Here is a 13,160-nt window from a genome sequence, read left to right as displayed (position 1 = left end):
CTCAGCCTGCGTCCCGCGCCTCCTCGACCCGCCACTCCCCGGCCACCCGCACGAGCACCAGCACCCGCCGCGACACCTCGTCGCGCGGGAGCGGCACCCGCCGTCCTGCCACGACCGCCTGCGCGCCCACGAGCCGGTCGGTCACCCGCAGCACCAGCCGGTGGGACGTCGCGGACAGCTCACGAGCCGCCAGCACCTGCATCGACATCCCCTCGACGCGCACGCCGCGGGCACGCCACTCCCGCAGCATTGCGACGTCGGCGGCGCCCGACGCCGACCCGGCGGCGTACAGGCTGCGCAGCGCGGGTACGTCGGCGTGTGCCCAGGCCGCGGCCCGCGCGGCGTCCCACGCGTGGAGGACCTCGAGCGGGTCGGGCGGGGCGGGGGCCACCGGGGGTGCCAGGGCCGTGAGCAGGGCGAGCGACGGGAGGATCACCCCCACCTCCTACCCACTGCGGCGCGGCCACCCGCCGGTTGTCCACAGGGCTGGGAGACTGGCGGCATGTCTCGGTCGATCAGCCGCCGTTCGCTCATCCTGGGCGGCACCGCCGTGGTCGGGGTCGCCGCGGTGGCCGGCGCCGGCGTCGGGATCGAGCGGCGCGTGCTGCCCGGCCGACCCTGGCTCCAGCAGCACCTGGGGCTCAACGGCGACCCCGGCACCGTCCCCGACATCGAGCCGGGGCCGGTCGTCAGCGGCTCGTTCACCTCGCGGCACCGCCTCGGCGCCGAGACGGGCTGGTCGCTCGTGATGCCGCCCGTCAGCACCGGCATCCTCCCGCTGGTCGTCGCCCTGCACGGCCTCGGCGAGGACCACGCGACCCTGACCGGCCCGTCGTTCGGGCTGGGCCGCTACCTCGCCCAGTACGTCGCCCAGGGGGGCGAGCCGTTCGCGATCGCGACGGTCGACGGCGGCACGTCGTACTGGCACCCGCGCCCCTCCGGCGAGGACGCCTCGGCAATGGTCACCGACGAGCTGCTCCCGCGGCTCGCCGGCCACGGCGTCGCCACCCACCGCTACGGCCTGATCGGCTGGTCCATGGGCGGGTACGGCGCCCTCCGCCTCGCCGGCCTGCTCGGCAACGAGGTCGTCCCGGCGGTGGTCGCGTCGAGCCCGGCCCTGTGGACGGACGCGGATGACGCGTCCGACTCGGGCTTCTCCAGCCCCGAGGAGTACGAGCAGAACACCGTCTTCGGGCACCAGTCCGACCTGGCCGGCATCGCCGTGCGCATCGACGTCGGCACCGGCGACCCGTTCTTCCCCGCCGTCGTGGACTACGTCGCGGGCTTCCCGGACGGCACCGTGGTCGCCATCAACGAGCCGGGCGGGCACGACACCGGCTACTGGCGCCGGATGCTGCCCGAGCAGCTGGCCTTCCTCGGGGCGAGCCTCGGGGCGTGAGTGGCGCCGGAGTAGGGTCGAATCCGTGAGCGACCTGACCTTCCGGACCGTCGGCCTCGGCCCCGACGCGGTGGACTACCTCGCCGCCTGGGACCTCCAGCGCGACGTGCACGCGGCGGTCGTCGCGGGTGACCTGCCCGCCACGGTCCTGCTGCTGGAGCACCCGCCGGTCTTCACCGCCGGCAAGCGCACCGACCCGCACGAGCGGCCGGCCGACCCGGGTGGCGCCCAGGTCATCGACGTCGACCGCGGCGGCAAGATCACCTTCCACGGCCCCGGCCAGCTGGTGGGCTACCCCATCGTCACGCTCCCCGACCACGTGAAGGTCGTCGACTACGTCCGCCGCGTCGAGGAGGCCCTGATCCACGTCTGCGCCGACCTCGGCGTCACCACCGCCCGGGTGCCCGGGCGGTCCGGTGTCTGGCTGCAGGCCGACGACCGGGGCCCCGAGCGCAAGATCGCCGCGCTCGGCATCCGCGTCAGCCGCGGCGTGACCATGCACGGCTTCGCGCTCAACTGCGACGTCGACCTCGGCTGGTACGACCGTTTCGTCCCCTGCGGCATCGCCGACGCCGGCGTCACCTCGCTCAGCCAGGAGCTCGGCCGCGACGTGACCGTCGACGAGGTGCTGCCGACCGTGCAGCGCCACCTGCGCGACTACCTCGCGTGGGCGCCGTACGACGCCACGCCGGACTACGAGCCGAGGCCCGAGCCCGGCCGCGCGCCACGCATCGAGCTGCTGACGCCGACGCGCTCCTAGTCGTCTCCTAGGAGATCGTCATCGCGGTGGTGTCGGGGGCGCCGCCGCCGGCGGTCTTGAGGTGCACGTCGAACGGCGTGGACAGCACCAGGATCTTGACCTTCGCGCTCTCGCCCGGCCCCAGGGTGAAGCTGGAGACCTTGACCCGCGCGGCCTCGGCGGGGTCGATGACGACCTGGTAGGCGTCCGGCAGCCGGCCGGTGTTGGTCAGCGTCTCGGTGAGCACCTGCCCGGGCTGGCCCTTGGTCGGCCCGACCAGCGAGGAGTCGAACGGGTTGTCCGCGCTGCCCTGGCTCGGGACGGCCTGCGAGGTCGGTGCACCCGAGGAGGAGTCGGCCGACGAGGGCGTCGAGGAGTCGTCGCCGCAGGCGCTCAGCAGCGAGCCCAGCAGGACGATCGAGGAGGCGGCGAGCGCACGGCGTGCGCGTGCGGTGGTGGCTGCTCTGGTCATGGTGCCCCGACCGTATCCCGCACGCGGTTGACCGAATTGGGTGCCCCACTCCCCCGGCGTAGAGTTGCGCGACGTGACGCAACCCGAAGGCCGCAAGCTCCTCCGCCTCGAGGTCCGCAATGCCGAGACCCCGATCGAGCGGAAGCCGGAGTGGATCAAGACCCGGGCCAAGATGGGCCCCGAGTACAAGCACCTCCAGAGCCTGGTGAAGTCCGAGGGCCTCCACACCGTGTGCCAAGAAGCCGGCTGTCCCAACATCTTCGAGTGCTGGGAGGACCGCGAGGCGACCTTCCTCATCGGCGGCGACCAGTGCACGCGGCGCTGCGACTTCTGCCAGATCGACACCGGCAAGCCGCAGCCCCTCGACCGCGACGAGCCCCGCCGCGTGGCCGAGTCGGTGCAGAAGATGGACCTGCGCTACGCGACCATCACCGGCGTCGCCCGCGACGACCTCGAGGACGGCGGTGCCTGGCTGTACGCCGAGACCGTCAAGCAGATCCACGAGCTCAACCCCGACACCGGCGTCGAGAACCTCATCCCCGACTTCAACGGCAAGCCCGACCTCCTCCGCGAGGTCTTCGAGTCGCGGCCCGAGGTGCTAGCCCACAACGTCGAGACGGTGCCGCGCATCTTCAAGCGGATCCGTCCCGCGTTCCGCTACGAGCGCTCCCTCGACGTGATCACCCAGGCCCGCGACTTCGGTCTCGTGACCAAGTCCAACCTCATCCTCGGCATGGGCGAGACCCGCGAGGAGGTCAGCCAGGCGCTGCGCGACCTGCACGAGGCCGGCTGCGAGCTGATCACCATCACCCAGTACCTCCGCCCCTCCGCCCGGCACCACCCCGTCGAGCGCTGGGTCAAGCCGGAGGAGTTCGTCGAGCTCAAGGACGAGGCCGACCAGATCGGGTTCTCCGGCGTCATGTCGGGCCCGCTGGTGCGCTCGTCGTACCGCGCCGGGCGCCTCTACCAGCAGGCGATGGCCGCTCGCGAGGGCGCGAGCGCCTGATCCGGCAGTAGCCTTCCCCTATCCGGCACCACCAGCCCGCACCACCGCAGGAGACCGCACACACCATGGCCAAGGCCCCCACCGATCCCGAGAAGATGAGCCGCCGTCGGCAGTTCGTCGAGACCTACCGGATGGCGAAGAAGACCGACCCCCGGCTCGGTCTGCTGCTGGTCGTCGCGTTCCTCGTCGCCGCGGCTGTCGGCTTCGCCGTGTTCTGGTTCCTGCCCGGTGGCGGGGTCATCGGCCTGGTCATCGCGATCGTCGGCGCGATCCTCTTCGGCTCGCTCGCCGCGCTCATCGTCTTCGGCCGGCGCGCCCAGAAGGCCGCCTACGGCCAGATGGAGGGACAGCCCGGCGCCGCCGCGGCCGCCCTGCGGATGCTCAAGCGCGGCTGGCGCACCGACCCGGCCGTCGCCTTCACCAAGCAGCAGGACGTAGTGCACCGCGTGGTCGGCCCTCCGGGCATCGTCCTGATCGGCGAGGGCAACCCCAACCGGGTCCGCCAGCTGCTGGCCGGCGAGCGCCGCAAGCACGAGCGCGTCGTCTCCGACGCCCCCGTCCACGAGATCGTGTGCGGCAACGGCGAGGGCGAGGTGCCGCTGCCCAAGCTGGCGCGCCACGTCCAGAAGCTCGGCCGCTCGGTCAAGCCCGCCGAGATGACCGACATCCTCAACCGCCTCAAGGCGCTCGACGCCAACCGGTCGGCCATCCCGATGCCCAAGGGCCCGGTGCCGACCAGCATGAAGGGCATGCGCGGCAACATGCGGGGTCGCTGACCCGCATCAGTCCCGAGGCGTGCCCTGCCCGCCCCGCGCTGTCTGCAGGGTGACGGTGGCGGTGCGCGCCATCAGGTCGTGCAGCCCCCGCCCGTCGGGGCGGAACACGAGCGGCGGGATCACCGCGATCACGAGGATGCTGCGCGCGAGCGACGGCAGGAGCGGCACCGGGCGGCCGGAGCCGTCGAACCGTACGACGCGCAGCCGGGTCGCGAGCTGGCCGAACGAGCCGCCGGCGAGGGTCACGAGCAGCGCGGTCTCGAGGACGAAAACCAGCAGCGTGAGCATGCCCGGCAGCGGGTCGGGGTGCTGGGACTGGTCGGCGAAGAAGCGGCCCGGTCCCAGGATCAGCACGACCACGAGGCTCGAGGCGAACCAGTCGACGACCAGGGCCAGGATCCGGCGTGCCCAGGACGCGGTCTCGAGGGAGTTCACGGGGTCAGGCTAGAGGGGCGGTCCCGGCGGTCCGGGGTCCGGCCACCTGTTACATGGCCGAAACAAACCAGATACGGTCAAGAAACTGCCCGACCCTAGGTTCGGGCAGTGCCCGGCGCAGCGCCGCTCCGGGCCGACTACTCGCTTGCTTTGTGTCGGCTGCCCACCGAGGTCGCAGCCAAGGAGGACGAATGTTCCAGAACAGCGACGAGCTGCTCAAGTACGTCAAGGATGAAGGCGTCGAGATGGTCGACGTCCGCTTCTGCGACCTTCCCGGCGTCATGCAGCACTTCACGGTCCCGGTGTCGTCGTTCGACCAGTCCGTCTTCGACGACGGCCTCAACTTCGACGGCTCCTCCATCCGCGGCTTCCAGGCCATCCACGAGTCCGACATGTCGCTGTTCCCGGACCCGACGACGGCGTACCTGGACCCCTTCCGCGCGGCCAAGACCCTGGTCGTCAACTTCTTCATCCACGACCCGCTCACCGGTGAGGCCTACTCCCGCGACCCGCGCAACATCGCGCGCAAGGCGATGGCCTACCTGGCGAGCACGGGCGTCGGCGACAAGGCCTACTTCGCCCCCGAGGCCGAGTTCTACGTCTTCGACAACGTGCGCTTCGAGACCAAGCAGAACGCCGGCTACTACGAGATCAACTCCGTCGCCGGCGCCTGGAACACCGGCGACTCGTTCGAGAACGACAACCGCGGCTACAAGGTGAAGTACAAGGGCGGCTACTTCCCGGTCGCCCCGACCGACCACTTCGGCGAGCTCCGCGACGAGATGGTCATCGAGCTGGAGAAGTCCGGCCTGCAGGTCGAGCGCGCCCACCACGAGGTCGGCACCGCCGGCCAGGCCGAGATCAACTACAAGTTCGACGAGCTGCTCAAGGCCGCCGACGACGTGATGAAGTTCAAGTACATCATCAAGAACGTCGCCTGGCGCAACGGCAAGTCGGCCACCTTCATGCCCAAGCCGATCTTCGGTGACAACGGCTCGGGCATGCACGTCCACCAGTCCATCTGGGACCAGGGCGAGCCCCTGTTCTTCGATGAGACCGGCTACGGCGGCCTCTCGGACATGGCCCGCTACTACATCGGCGGCATCCTCAAGCACGCCCCGTCGCTGCTGGCCTTCACCAACCCGACGGTGAACTCCTACCACCGCCTGGTGCCCGGCTTCGAGGCCCCGATCTCGCTGGTCTACAGCCAGCGCAACCGCTCGGCCTGCGTCCGGATCCCGATCACGGGCTCCAACCCGAAGGCCAAGCGCATCGAGTTCCGCTGCCCCGACCCGTCGGCCAACCCCTACCTCGCCTTCTCGGCGCTGCTGCTGGCCGGCCTCGACGGCATCAAGAACAAGATCGAGCCCGCCGCCCCGATCGACAAGGACATCTACGAGCTCCCGCCGGACGAGATGGCCGACATCGACCAGGTCCCCACGTCGCTCAACGCCGTGCTCGACTCCCTCGAGTCCGACCACGAGTTCCTGACCCAGGGCAACGTGTTCACGCCGGACCTGATCGAGACCTGGATCGACTACAAGCGCAGCAACGAGATCCTGCCCGTGCAGATGCGCCCGCACCCGCACGAGTTCGAGCTCTACTACGACATCTGAGCCACCCGCTCGTCGTACACCCGAAGGCCCCCGGAGCGATCCGGGGGCCTTCGGCGTTCTCACGCGGACCGCGCCGCGACGTACTCGGCGATGTGCCGGTGCCAGAGCCTGATCGACGTGGCGTCCGGTCGTGCGTCGCCCCCGTCGAGCATGCGCGGGAGGTCCTTCGGGTAGTGCTTCGTCACCCAGGCCACGAACGGCTCCCACATCTGGCCGGCGAAGCCGTTGCTGTCGTAGGCGACGTCCATCTCCGACTCGACGACCTTGCCGTCCCGCACGAGGACGAGGAACTGGTTGTCCGTGTAGGGCCCGCGCCCGAGCTGCTCCGACCCGAGCGCGTGGACGTCGAAGCCGCAGCTCACCAGGGTCCCGTCAACCTCCTCACCCGCCACCGAGCAGGCGCCGGGCAGGATCCGGAACTCGATCGCCTCGTCCGCCCGGTTGTAGTCGCGCAGAGCGAGCCAGAAGCCCGAGGCGTCGTCTGCCAGGAGGGACCTCAGCCGCGTGCGGTCGAAGCTCGCGTAGGCGTCGACATAGTCAGCAGCAGCCCGCTCCGCCGTCAGTGGTCCTGCCGATGGGGACTGGGCGGTCCCGGAGGAGTCGGAGCCCGGCCCCAGGGCCCAGACCACGGCGACCACGGCAGCCACCGCGACCACGCCCGCAGCCCACGCGAGACGGCGGGGGCGCTGCGTCTTCGGACGCTCCGTGCGTAGATCAGTCATGTACGCCAGTTGAGTCGTTCCCGGTATCAGTCAGGTACCAGTCGCGCGTCGGGCGGTCACCAGCCACGCTCCCGACGCGAGCCGCACACCGTCGGCGTCCTGGTGCGCGGCCATGACGTCGTGGAGGTTCGCCTCCGCACGACGCCTGCCGTCCGCGTCGAGCTTGGCGAACAGCCAGACCATCTGCCCGACGATGAACGTCGTGGCCCGGTCCGCATCGGGTCCGAACCACAGGGGCTCGTCGTGCGCGGTGAACGTGACGCCCTCCCAACCGGCGCCCTCGATCACCCCGCGCACCCGGTCGGGATCACTCTGAGCGAACGGCCCGGGTGCGTCCGCCGGCGGCGAGGCCAGCGGGAGCACCTGCCCGATGGCCCCCATGAACTCACGCAGCCACTCGTTGTCCTCGATCCCGCGCCACACGAGGAGCGCCAGCCGGCCACCCGGCCGGGTCGCCCTCGCCAGGTTCGCGAACGCCCTCGCCGGGTCGGAGAAGAACATCGTGCCCGTCCGGCTCGCGACCACGTCGTACGCCGCCTCGCCGAAGTCGTGCACCTGCGCGTCGGCCTGGAGGAACTCGACCGGCAGGTCGCCCGCCCTGGCTCGCGCCACCTCCAGCTGGGCGCTGGAGAGGTCGACCCCCACCGCGGTCGCGCCCGGCGTACGACCCACCACGTCGAGCGCCAGCTGGCCCGACCCACAACCCACGTCGAGCACCCGCTCCCCCGGCCGGGCGTCGACGGCGGCCAGGAGCGCCGGCTGGTAGCGCGCCACCGACGCCTCGTAGGTCTCGGCGTGCTCGGCCCAGTAGGCCCCGTGCTCGCCGTCCCAGTCGCGCAGCTGGCCGGCGTTGCGCGGGTCGACCTCCACCGCTGTCTCGTTCATCGCCGCCAACCTCCTCGCCCAGGTCCCGAGAAGAGTCTCTGCTAGATTTAGTCCCAAAGGGAGGATCATGTCAAGACGTTCCCGACTCACCACCACGACCTACGGCGTCCTCGGCCTGCTCGCGGTGCGCCCCCACTCGACCTACGAGCTCGCCAAGGCCATGGACCGCAGCGTCGGCAGGGTCTGGCCGCGCGCGCAGAGCAAGCTCTTCGAGGAGCCGAAGAAGCTCGTCGAGCACGGGTACGCCACCGCCCGGGACGACGCGGTCGGACGACGCCCGCGCACGCTCTACACGATCACCCCGGACGGACGCCGCGCCCTCGCGGACTGGCTCGCCGAACCCGGCCAGGGACCGGCGCTGGAGTTCGAGGGGCTGGTCAAGCTGATCTTCGCCGACCACGGCAGCCGCGACGGCGCCCTGGCCTCGTTGGCCCGCGCCCGCCGGTGGGCGGTCGAGCAGAACGCCGGCAGCATCGAGGCCGGGGAGAAGTTCGCGGCCGCGGAGGACGGCCTGTACGCCGAGCGTCGAGCGACCGCGCTGCTGCTCGGAGCCTTCCTCACCGACTTCTACAAGCTCGTCGCCGACTGGGCCGACTGGGCGACCGGCGAGGTGGAGGGCTGGCCCGAGGACATCTCCTCCCACCGGATCTCGGCCGACCGCACCCGCGAGGTGCTCGAGCAGGCGCGCTGGTCGGAGGAGGAGCACTCGGGCTGAGGCCCTGGCGGCCCCTAGGGCCGATCGGCCCTCGACCATGCCCAATCGGCCCCTGTGCCGCCGAGGTCGCGGGGCGATCGTGGGCACATGAGCACCGACAAGCACCCCGTCGTCATCGCCTACGACGGGTCACCGGACGCCGACCTGGCCCTCGAGTGGGGCCTCCGCACCGCGGAGCTGACCCACCAGGACGTGCGGGTGGTGGTGGTCTCACTGGCCGCCGACACCCAGCCGGTCCAGCTGCGCGACTTCGAGGAGCACCGCGTCCACAGCGCGGTGGCGGCCGCGCGCGACGCCGTCAAGACGGCCACGGACATCGAGGCCGAGGTGGTCGTCGAGCACGGCTGGCCGGTGCCGACGTTGCTGCAGGCCGCCGCGGACGCGGGCCTCCTGGTCGCCGGCAGTCGGGGCTACAACATGTTCGAGGCGCGCTGGCTCGGCTCGGTCAGCCAGCATCTCGCCGGCCATGCCCGGTGCCCGGTCGCCGTGGTCCGGCGGGCCCACAACCCGAGGTCGCACCGGATCGTGGTCGGCGTCGACGGCTCGTCCGCCAGCGAGAGCGCGCTGCGCTACGCGGCCGACCGGGCCGCGCTCACCGGCGAGTCGGTGCTCGCCGTCCACGCCTACCAGCTGCCGATGTTCTCCGGCACTCCGACCGGCCTGGCGGTCCTGCCCATCGACGTGGACACCGAGATCGTCGACGACGCCGAGCGGCTCGCCGCCGAGCTGGTCGCGGGCATCGCCGAGGACTACCCCGACGTCGATCTGCGCAGCACCGCCGTGATCGGCCGGGCCGGTCGGGTGCTGGCGCGGCTCTCCGACGACGCCTCGCTGGTGGTGGTCGGCTCGCGGGGCCGGACGCCGTGGCAGGAGATGCTGCTCGGCTCGGTCTCCCAGGAGGTCCTCCACCGCGCCGAGTGCCCCGTCATCGTGGTGCGCTGACGCCGTTCCGTGTGTGCGTCTCCCGATCCCGGATCCTGACTGGATCGCCACGGCGGCAGCAACGGGATCCCGCAGTGCCCGATGCTGACCGGTCAGCCGGCCGGGACCACGTGAAGGCGACAGCAACCGGGCAGCTCCGAGCGGATGACGTCGAGCGCGGCGTTGGCCTTGACCAGGAAGTCATCCGAGGCCGGGATGGTGGTCACCCGCGGGTGACCTGCCCAGACCTCGGTGATGCGCGCGTCGATGAGGGCCGCGGCTCGGGCGGTCTCCGTGCGGATCGGGTTGGCGTGGTTGTAGCCCACTCCTTCCGACGGAGTCTGCAGGTGGATCACTGCGGCGTACCGCTGCTGCTCCGCCTTGAGACTGCTGTGCACCGCCGCCCACAGGTCCCCGGGATCACCGGGCCAGTACGCCAGCCCGTCCACGGTGCCACGGTCACACAGCATGATCGCCGCGCCCTCGATCTCGCCGAGCGTTTCGAGCTCACGCTGGACGTGGAAGAGGGCTCGTTGGGCGGCTCGGCGCTCCTCGAACCCGTCGCGGCGTGGGAACCCGCCGCCGAAGAGGATGCTGGCTGCCTCCGGCAGGACCCGTACGTGACGGCAGGCGGTGGCGCGGACCAGTTCAAGCACCGCGGTCTTCCCGGCTCCGGGGCCACCAGTGAGCACGACGCGGCGGGTCTGGTGAGTCCGGTCGCAGAGGCAAGCGAACGCGGTCGACGTCATCGCGGGACCTCGGTGAGGCAGGTGAACCCCGCAGGGGCGATCTCCGCGTCCTGGTCGTGGCGACAGCCCACGCGGCGTGCGGTCATGCGCCCGCCTGGCCCATGGCCTCGAGGCGTGCGCGGTACTCCTCGACGTCGATCTCGCCGCGCGCCAGTCTCCGTTCCAGGATCTGTCGCGGCTCCGGCTCTGACGGGCCGGCGCCCTGGCCCCGGCCGGAACGAACCACCACCAGGCCCAGAAGCGCCACGAGGACCCAGACGCCGACCATCCCGACGCTCATCGCGAGCCAGCCGGCCCAGTTCCCGTCGTGGTCCCACCACATGGCGTCGTCCTCTCGGATCAGGGGCTTCTCCCCTGAGCCTCACGCGCGGACACGACGGGTCACAGGGCTGTTCGCACCCGCATCCAGGACCGAAGGGCCCTCGACGGCGACGGCTGGCCCATGGGCTCCGGCATCGCCTGCGCCCGACGCCTGTCGGCCGCCACCATGCGCCCGGTCTCGTACCGAACACAGAACCCGTGACGGGGTGGCACCATGCTCCCCGTGACCGACTTCGAGGACGCCTGGCAGGCCTGGCGCGACACCCGTGAGACCCGGCTGCGCGGGCCGCGTGGCTGGCTCGCCATCACCGCGATCCACTGGCTCACCGACACCCCGGAGCGGTACGCCGACGTGCCGGGCGCCTGGTCCGGCACCGCCACCGCGGCGACCGTGACCCTCGACGCCGGCGAGGCACTCACCGTCGCCGGACGGCTGCTGGCGACGGGCACCCACGACCTCGGGCCGGTCGACGAGGAGGGCGTGCGGGTCGAGTTCGGCGTCGCGGTCGCCGACGTCGCCGACCGCGACGGGCGGACGATCGTGCGCCCGCGTCACCCTGACTCCCCCACCCTGCAGACCTACCGCGGCACGCCCTGCTACGCACCCGACCCGGCGTGGGCGCTGCCCGGCCACTTCACGGCGTACGACGTCCCGCGCGGCGAGGCCATCGGCGAGGTGACGTTCACCCACGACGGGGCCGAGCACCGCCTGGTCGCGTGGGACGACGACGAGGGCGGGCTCTGGATCCTGTTCCGCGACGCGACCAGCGGCGTGACGACGTACCCCGCCAACCGCCAGCTGGTCGTCGACCCGCCCGCGCCCGACGGCACCGTCACCCTCGACCTCAACCGGGCCTACAACATGCCCTGCGCCTACACCGACTTCGCGACCTGCCCGCTGCCGCCGCCGGAGAACACGCTGCCCTTCCCGGTCGAGGCGGGCGAGCGGATCCCGGCGTTCTCCTAGGCTGACGTCGTGCACCGGATCTTCACCACGAGCGTCGCCTCGGTCTATCCGCACTACCTGGCCAAGGTGGAGCGCAAGGGCCGCACGCGCGAGGAGCTCGACGCGACGATCTGCTGGCTGACCGGGTACGACGCCGGGCAGCTCGCCGACCACCTCGACACCGGGACGACCTTCGCGGACTTCTTCGCCGGTGCCACCCTCAACCCCGGCGCGAGCCTGATCACCGGCAGCGTCTGCGGCGTGAAGGTGCAGGAGGTGGAGGACCCGCTCATGCGACAGATCCGCTACCTCGACAAGCTGGTCGACGAGCTCGCGAAGGGCAAGGCGCTGGAGAAGGTCCTCCGCAGCTGAAGGGTCACCCTTCCAGCCGCGCGACCCGCCCGCCGGCGCCGGCGGCCCAGCACGAGCCGTCGGCCGTGCAGTCGAGCGTGTGGTAGCCGAGGTCACTCACGCGCGTCCACGTCCGGCCGCCGTCGCGGCTGAGGCTGGTCCCGCTCACGTCGCCGGACTGCCCGGTGGCGAGCAGCGCGTGGTCGCTCCCCGGGAGGTACGCAGCGTCCTCGGCCAGGTGGGTCAGGTCGCCGCCGCTGGTCCACGTGGTGCCGTCGTCTGTCGTCGCCACGGCTCCTTCGGCCGGCTCGGCGAAGTCGCCCCCGACCGCGACGCCCTCACGCGGCGTACGGAAGGCCAGCGCGAACACCCCGGCCGCCTCGCCCGCCGGGATAGTCGAGTCGGTGGCGGTCCAGGTGAGGCCGTGGTCGTCGGAGCGGAACACGCGGGCGGCCGACCCGCCGGACCCGAAGTACGCCGTCCGGCCGACCGTCACCAGACAGTCGCCGCTCGCGGCGAAACCCGCCTCGCCCGCGGCCTCGGGCATCCCGTCGCTGGGCAGCACGTGCCACGTCCGGCCGGCGTCCTCGGTCGCGAGGATCCGGAACTTCCCGTCGACCGGGTCGCTCAACGCCAGCCCGCGCTGCCCGCCGGGGTAGAACGCCAGGCAGTCGTAGAACGCGTCCGGGTCGTCGTTGACGAACGCCGCCGTCCAGGTCGCCCCGCCGTCGGTGGTGCGGTAGATCCGCGACGCGTCGCCCGGCCCGATCGCCAGCACCACCGCCTCGTCGTCGCCACGCGCCTCGACGTCGCGGAACATCAGCCCGTCGCTGCCCGGCGGGCTCACGTCCTGCCACGACCGGCCACCGTCGGTGGTGCGGTAGACCGTCCCCGACCCGCCCTCGGTCGCGCTGCCGCCGGTCACCCAGGCCGTACGCCGGTCGACGGCGTCGAGTCCCCGGAATCCCTGTCCGGCGTCGACCACCACCTCCCGCCACCCGACTCCGTCACCGGCTCCGCCATCGTGACGATGAGCTCCCACGGCGCCAGCCGCTCCTCCGAACAGGACGCTCCCGCAGAGCGCGGTGGACAGGACGATGTACCCGA

Annotated in this window: 17 protein-coding genes; 9 read left to right on the top strand and 8 right to left on the bottom strand. The window is 71.8% G+C overall.

Annotation, left to right across the window (positions count from 1 at the left end; all coding sequences use genetic code 11):
- Window position 1: 1 nt before the first annotated feature.
- Window positions 2-436, bottom strand: coding sequence for a hypothetical protein (locus tag FB382_RS06060; protein ID WP_182537627.1), 435 nt, complete (start codon window positions 434-436; stop codon window positions 2-4).
- A 66-nt stretch (window positions 437-502) separates the two neighbouring features.
- Between FB382_RS06060 and FB382_RS06055 the strand changes: the two genes are divergently transcribed.
- Window positions 503-1,399, top strand: coding sequence for an alpha/beta hydrolase (locus FB382_RS06055; protein ID WP_182537625.1), 897 nt, complete (start codon window positions 503-505; stop codon window positions 1,397-1,399).
- 25 nt (window positions 1,400-1,424) lie between these two features.
- Window positions 1,425-2,159, top strand: a complete 735-nt coding sequence (lipB, locus tag FB382_RS06050; RefSeq protein ID WP_182537623.1) for a lipoyl(octanoyl) transferase LipB — start codon at window positions 1,425-1,427, stop codon at window positions 2,157-2,159.
- A gap of 7 nt (window positions 2,160-2,166) precedes the next feature.
- Here the strand turns inward: lipB and FB382_RS06045 are convergent, their stop codons facing one another.
- Entirely contained in the window at window positions 2,167-2,610 is a 444-nt protein-coding gene (locus FB382_RS06045; RefSeq protein ID WP_182537621.1) for a hypothetical protein, read from the bottom strand.
- Between the two features lie 73 nt (window positions 2,611-2,683).
- On the opposite strand from FB382_RS06045, the gene lipA reads away from it, so the two are divergent.
- The gene (lipA, locus tag FB382_RS06040) at window positions 2,684-3,616 is read left to right on the top strand and encodes a lipoyl synthase (protein ID WP_343055501.1); all 933 of its coding nucleotides are present in this window, start codon (window positions 2,684-2,686) and stop codon (window positions 3,614-3,616) included.
- 65 nt (window positions 3,617-3,681) lie between these two features.
- Window positions 3,682-4,392, top strand: coding sequence for a DUF4191 domain-containing protein (locus tag FB382_RS06035; RefSeq protein WP_182537619.1), 711 nt, complete (start codon window positions 3,682-3,684; stop codon window positions 4,390-4,392).
- A gap of 6 nt (window positions 4,393-4,398) precedes the next feature.
- Here FB382_RS06035 and FB382_RS06030 read toward each other — a convergent pair whose 3' ends face one another.
- A complete protein-coding gene (locus FB382_RS06030) occupies window positions 4,399-4,827 on the bottom strand; it encodes an RDD family protein (RefSeq protein ID WP_182537617.1) in 429 nt (142 codons plus the stop codon).
- Between the two features lie 191 nt (window positions 4,828-5,018).
- Between FB382_RS06030 and glnA the strand changes: the two genes are divergently transcribed.
- Window positions 5,019-6,443: a type I glutamate--ammonia ligase gene (gene glnA / locus FB382_RS06025; RefSeq protein WP_182537615.1), complete on the top strand. Its 1,425-nt coding sequence runs from the start codon at window positions 5,019-5,021 to the stop codon at window positions 6,441-6,443.
- Between the two features lie 59 nt (window positions 6,444-6,502).
- Here the strand turns inward: glnA and FB382_RS06020 are convergent, their stop codons facing one another.
- Entirely contained in the window at window positions 6,503-7,165 is a 663-nt protein-coding gene (locus tag FB382_RS06020) for a hypothetical protein (RefSeq protein WP_182537613.1), read from the bottom strand.
- A gap of 30 nt (window positions 7,166-7,195) precedes the next feature.
- A complete protein-coding gene (locus FB382_RS06015; RefSeq protein WP_246377103.1) occupies window positions 7,196-8,050 on the bottom strand; it encodes a class I SAM-dependent methyltransferase in 855 nt (284 codons plus the stop codon).
- 67 nt (window positions 8,051-8,117) lie between these two features.
- On the opposite strand from FB382_RS06015, the gene FB382_RS06010 reads away from it, so the two are divergent.
- Window positions 8,118-8,765: a PadR family transcriptional regulator gene (locus tag FB382_RS06010; protein ID WP_182537609.1), complete on the top strand. Its 648-nt coding sequence runs from the start codon at window positions 8,118-8,120 to the stop codon at window positions 8,763-8,765.
- Window positions 8,766-8,852: 87 nt separating this feature from the next.
- Window positions 8,853-9,707 carry a universal stress protein gene (locus FB382_RS06005; RefSeq protein WP_182537607.1) on the top strand — a complete coding sequence of 285 codons (855 nt, stop codon included), beginning with the start codon at window positions 8,853-8,855 and terminating at the stop codon, window positions 9,705-9,707.
- A gap of 92 nt (window positions 9,708-9,799) precedes the next feature.
- On the opposite strand, the gene FB382_RS06000 is transcribed toward FB382_RS06005, so the two are convergent.
- Both FB382_RS06000 and FB382_RS05995 read right to left on the bottom strand, forming a co-directional pair.
- Entirely contained in the window at window positions 9,800-10,435 is a 636-nt protein-coding gene (locus FB382_RS06000; protein ID WP_182537605.1) for an ATP/GTP-binding protein, read from the bottom strand.
- Between the two features lie 82 nt (window positions 10,436-10,517).
- Window positions 10,518-10,757: an SHOCT domain-containing protein gene (locus FB382_RS05995; RefSeq protein WP_182537603.1), complete on the bottom strand. Its 240-nt coding sequence runs from the start codon at window positions 10,755-10,757 to the stop codon at window positions 10,518-10,520.
- Between the two features lie 213 nt (window positions 10,758-10,970).
- Between FB382_RS05995 and FB382_RS05990 the strand changes: the two genes are divergently transcribed.
- Both FB382_RS05990 and FB382_RS05985 read left to right on the top strand, forming a co-directional pair.
- Window positions 10,971-11,723 (top strand): DUF1684 domain-containing protein, encoded by a 753-nt coding sequence (locus FB382_RS05990; protein WP_182537601.1) that lies wholly within the window; start codon window positions 10,971-10,973, stop codon window positions 11,721-11,723.
- A gap of 9 nt (window positions 11,724-11,732) precedes the next feature.
- Window positions 11,733-12,074: a DUF2200 family protein gene (locus FB382_RS05985; RefSeq protein ID WP_182537599.1), complete on the top strand. Its 342-nt coding sequence runs from the start codon at window positions 11,733-11,735 to the stop codon at window positions 12,072-12,074.
- Window positions 12,075-12,078: 4 nt separating this feature from the next.
- Here the strand turns inward: FB382_RS05985 and FB382_RS05980 are convergent, their stop codons facing one another.
- A complete protein-coding gene (locus FB382_RS05980) occupies window positions 12,079-13,038 on the bottom strand; it encodes a WD40/YVTN/BNR-like repeat-containing protein (RefSeq protein WP_220481279.1) in 960 nt (319 codons plus the stop codon).
- Between the last annotated feature and the right edge of the window lie 122 nt (window positions 13,039-13,160).

The organism is Nocardioides ginsengisegetis, assembly GCF_014138045.1.
In the GTDB taxonomy this organism is placed as follows: domain Bacteria; phylum Actinomycetota; class Actinomycetes; order Propionibacteriales; family Nocardioidaceae; genus Nocardioides; species Nocardioides ginsengisegetis.
This window is presented reverse-complemented; position numbering and strand designations above follow the sequence as displayed.

Bases quoted from the DNA above. Each gene is read 5' to 3' on its own strand.
- FB382_RS06015 (WP_246377103.1), bottom strand. From the start codon at position 8,050: ATGAACGAGACAGCGGTGGAGGTCGACCCGCGCAACGCCGGCCAGCTG.
- FB382_RS05995 (WP_182537603.1), bottom strand. From the start codon at position 10,757: ATGTGGTGGGACCACGACGGGAACTGGGCCGGCTGGCTCGCGATGAGC.
- FB382_RS06045 (WP_182537621.1), bottom strand. From the start codon at position 2,610: ATGACCAGAGCAGCCACCACCGCACGCGCACGCCGTGCGCTCGCCGCC.
- FB382_RS06035 (WP_182537619.1), top strand. From the start codon at position 3,682: ATGGCCAAGGCCCCCACCGATCCCGAGAAGATGAGCCGCCGTCGGCAG.
- FB382_RS06010 (WP_182537609.1), top strand. From the start codon at position 8,118: ATGTCAAGACGTTCCCGACTCACCACCACGACCTACGGCGTCCTCGGC.
- FB382_RS06000 (WP_182537605.1), bottom strand. From the start codon at position 10,435: ATGACGTCGACCGCGTTCGCTTGCCTCTGCGACCGGACTCACCAGACC.
- FB382_RS06020 (WP_182537613.1), bottom strand. From the start codon at position 7,165: ATGACTGATCTACGCACGGAGCGTCCGAAGACGCAGCGCCCCCGCCGT.
- FB382_RS06005 (WP_182537607.1), top strand. From the start codon at position 8,853: ATGAGCACCGACAAGCACCCCGTCGTCATCGCCTACGACGGGTCACCG.
- glnA (WP_182537615.1), top strand. From the start codon at position 5,019: ATGTTCCAGAACAGCGACGAGCTGCTCAAGTACGTCAAGGATGAAGGC.
- FB382_RS05990 (WP_182537601.1), top strand. From the start codon at position 10,971: ATGCTCCCCGTGACCGACTTCGAGGACGCCTGGCAGGCCTGGCGCGAC.
- FB382_RS06055 (WP_182537625.1), top strand. From the start codon at position 503: ATGTCTCGGTCGATCAGCCGCCGTTCGCTCATCCTGGGCGGCACCGCC.